A 3,105-nucleotide genomic window follows, 5' to 3' on the forward strand; every position below is an offset into this window, starting at 1 on the left:
TGCGTGGACGACATGTGCGTGATCCGCTCGATGGTCACCGACAACATCAATCACAACGGTGCGTGCTTGCAGATGAACACGGGGGAGCAAGCGTTCTCCAGACCGTCGCTGGGCTCGTGGCTTTTGTATGGGCTCGGGACAGAAAATAAAAACCTGCCAGGCTATGTCGTACTCTCGCCCGCGCAGCCCGCACAAGGCGCACCGCTCTGGACGAGTAGTTTTCTGCCCGCCGCGTTTCAAGGGACGCTGGTCTCGGACTTGAAAAATCCCATTGCTAATCTGAGCAATGCCAAGCTCTCCGAGAAAAAGCAACGCGAGCAGCTTGATCTACTGGCACAGCTCAACGCGGCGCACAAGGCCACGCGGCCCGGCGATGTGCAACTAGAGGGGCGTATTCAGAGCTTCGAGCTGGCATTTCGGATGCAGCGCGAGGCTCCCGAGGCGTTTGATGTGGAGCGTGAGAGCGCCGAGACCAAGAAACTCTACGGCCTCGACAATCCGCTCACCGAGACCTTCGGGCGACAGTGCCTCATGGCGCGGCGCTTGGTTGAGCGCGGCGTACGAATGGTGCAGGTCTACCACACTGCCACCTCCAAGCGCTCTAGCTGCCAGCTCTGGGACCAGCACGGGGGCCTCAAGACCGAGCTGCCCAACAACTGCGCCGCCACCGATCAGCCGATTGCAGCACTTCTCAAAGACCTCAAAGCACGCGGCTTGCTGGAAGACACGCTCGTGGTCTGGGGCGGCGAGTTCGGGCGCACTCCCACGGCAGAGAGCATGGATGGCCGCGAGCACCACCCGTTCGGCTTCTCGATGTGGATGGCGGGTGGCGGCGTCAAAGGCGGCATGACCTACGGCTCGACCGATGAGTACGGCTGGCACGCGCAGGATAAAAAAGTCCATGTCCATGACCTGCACGCCACGATTCTGCACCTGATGGGAATAGATCACACCAAGCTAACGTATCTTTACGGAGGACGAAACTACCGCCTTACCGATGTCTATGGCACGGTGGTGACGGATATTATTGCTTAACGGAAAGTTCTCAATGCAGCGCCACCTTGCCCTACTCCTCTACCTGTTCCCGCTCCCCAAGCGCCGCCCTCCCGAGGCGAAAGAAGAGTCGGCGGATGTTCGGTTGGATCGTGTGAAACGGCTGATGCAGGAAACCCACGCCCGCAATCGTGAGCGGGCCGTGATTGCGATTACGCAAAAGAACAACTTGCAGACCCAAGTAGAATATCTGCAAAAGACCATTCAGAACCTTCAGAAGAAGGCGGACAAAGCCTTTGGTAGAGGGGATCGAGAGCTGGCAGATCAACTCCTCAAAGAGAAACAGAGCTACGCGCAGCAGCTTTGCAGTGCCGAAGAGACTTGGCAGCAGGCGGTGGAGACATCAGAGCAGGTCAAGGTTGCCATCAAGCACGAAGAAGAGTGGCTTGGTCAGACAATGACAGAGATTGTGGCCTTTGAGAAGAAGTGGGAGGGCTGTGCGATCCACCAGGGGATGCAAGCACAGTTGGAGCGTATAGGAGTTTGGCACCTAGCACAGCCACCCCAGCCGCAGATTGACCGTAAGACAGCACGGGAGCTGGTGGGCTTTTTGCTGCTGGTGATCGTTGGATTGCTTGGCTGGTGTCTCACCGCGCTGCCAGCGTGCCTCTAAATCCGTCACTTTGTTGCCGCTGATGCCACGGTTCAGCTAGACCGCAGATTTCAATCTGCGGTCTAACGGGGGGCGCTAGATCTTGGGCTTGGCCTTACCATCCACGAGAGTGAAGGAGATTTTGGTGCCCGCAGGAAGCTCGGTGTCATCGGCATCTAAGCTGAGCTTGCCGGCGGCGGTGTTGGGTGACGGGGACGCCGTGACAATGGCAATCACAGTGCTAAAGTTCGTTCCCGAAAAATTGATATTGGCGATCTCCACTTTAGTAGTGGGGATGTAGGTATTGGTGGTGCCTTGACGCGTAAAGGTCACGGGGCCAGCGACCGTTGCGGAGGCGTCTACGGAGCGCGCACCAGCGGTGTCGCTGAGCGTCACTTTAAGGGTGATATTTCTCAAGGAGAACGCGGTGGGGGCTGTTGCGCCGCCGGGCATCGTGACAGTGGCATCGCTGAGCGACTGTCTCAGTATTAATTGTTTGAGCTTGCTCACTTGCTCCAGGGTCTGGTCGTTGAAATTGGCAGTCGCGCTGACACTGCCTGAGATTGTGGCTCGTCCGCTTCCAATGACCGCCTCAACGACTTGGCCATTGAGGTTGGCCATATTATCTACCTCAGGGATAACGCTGTTGATGGCACTGTTAACCGCACCACAACCGCTAAGAGCGAGGACAGCCAGTGCCCCTGTTAGAGTGAGGAAACGTCCTCGTTGCATTGATTTTGAAGTGTTTTTCATTGTTTTAATTCTTTCCTATAGAGACGATACCTGAAGTTTATGCAGAAAGCTAGAATTCGGTCTGAACTCTTGCGATTGTCCTCCATGACAGAACAGTATCAGCCCACTCTGAATTATTCCTGAAATCCATTTTGTTCGCAACATGAATCGCTTTGAGGATCAAATCAATTGTAAGTAATCCTAACAAAAGCGGCTATAATAAAGCTATGCAATCTGATCTAACACTCACGGTGGACGGTGCACGACCCGGCCCGCGCCTCTCCCCGATTCTGCACGGCATCTTCTTCGAGGAGATTAACCACGCAGGTGATGGCGGCCTCTACCCCGAGAAGCTCCGCAACCGCGACTTCGCGGAGAACGCGGCGCACTGGGAAGTCTTTGGGGGGGCAAAGGCAACACCGAGCGGCGGTACACTCACGCTCACGGGGCCCGGTGGCGTTCGCACCGAGGGTTACTGGGGAATCGGGGTGGAGCGTGGCAAGAAGCTGATTCTCTCGCTGGAGACGACCCAGCCCCTCGCCGCGACGCTCGTGAGCCCGCAAGGCGCGGTGCTGGCGCGTGCAAGTGTCAAGCCAGGCAAGAACTCCGTCGCACTCACGCCCCGCGCAAGCTGCCCCGATGCACGGCTAGAGCTGCGGCCCACGGCGTTCCCCGCTGTGCTGAAAAATCCGTCGCTGCTGCCCACCGACACGCTCGGTAAGGCAAAG

At 57.3% G+C, this 3,105-nt stretch carries 3 protein-coding genes and 1 pseudogene; 3 read left to right on the forward strand and 1 reads right to left on the reverse strand.

Going from position 1 to position 3,105, the window contains the following annotated elements; genetic code table 11:
- Both ACH2EH_RS21305 and ACH2EH_RS21310 read left to right on the forward strand, forming a co-directional pair.
- A partial coding sequence (locus ACH2EH_RS21305; RefSeq protein WP_395144891.1) for a DUF1501 domain-containing protein occupies positions 1–1,035 on the forward strand: 1,035 nt, incomplete at its 5' end.
- Between the two features lie 13 nt (positions 1,036–1,048).
- Positions 1,049–1,666, forward strand: coding sequence for a PspA/IM30 family protein (locus ACH2EH_RS21310; protein ID WP_395144893.1), 618 nt, complete (start codon positions 1,049–1,051; stop codon positions 1,664–1,666).
- Positions 1,667–1,741: 75 nt separating this feature from the next.
- Here the strand turns inward: ACH2EH_RS21310 and ACH2EH_RS21315 are convergent, their stop codons facing one another.
- The gene (locus ACH2EH_RS21315; protein WP_395144895.1) at positions 1,742–2,377 is read right to left on the reverse strand and encodes a hypothetical protein; all 636 of its coding nucleotides are present in this window, start codon (positions 2,375–2,377) and stop codon (positions 1,742–1,744) included.
- 227 nt (positions 2,378–2,604) lie between these two features.
- Here ACH2EH_RS21315 and ACH2EH_RS21320 point away from each other — a divergent pair.
- Positions 2,605–3,105, forward strand: a pseudogene (locus ACH2EH_RS21320) (hypothetical protein); the annotation flags it as partial.

This window comes from Armatimonas sp., assembly GCF_043760365.1.
Taxonomy (GTDB): Bacteria; Armatimonadota; Armatimonadia; order Armatimonadales; family Armatimonadaceae; genus Armatimonas.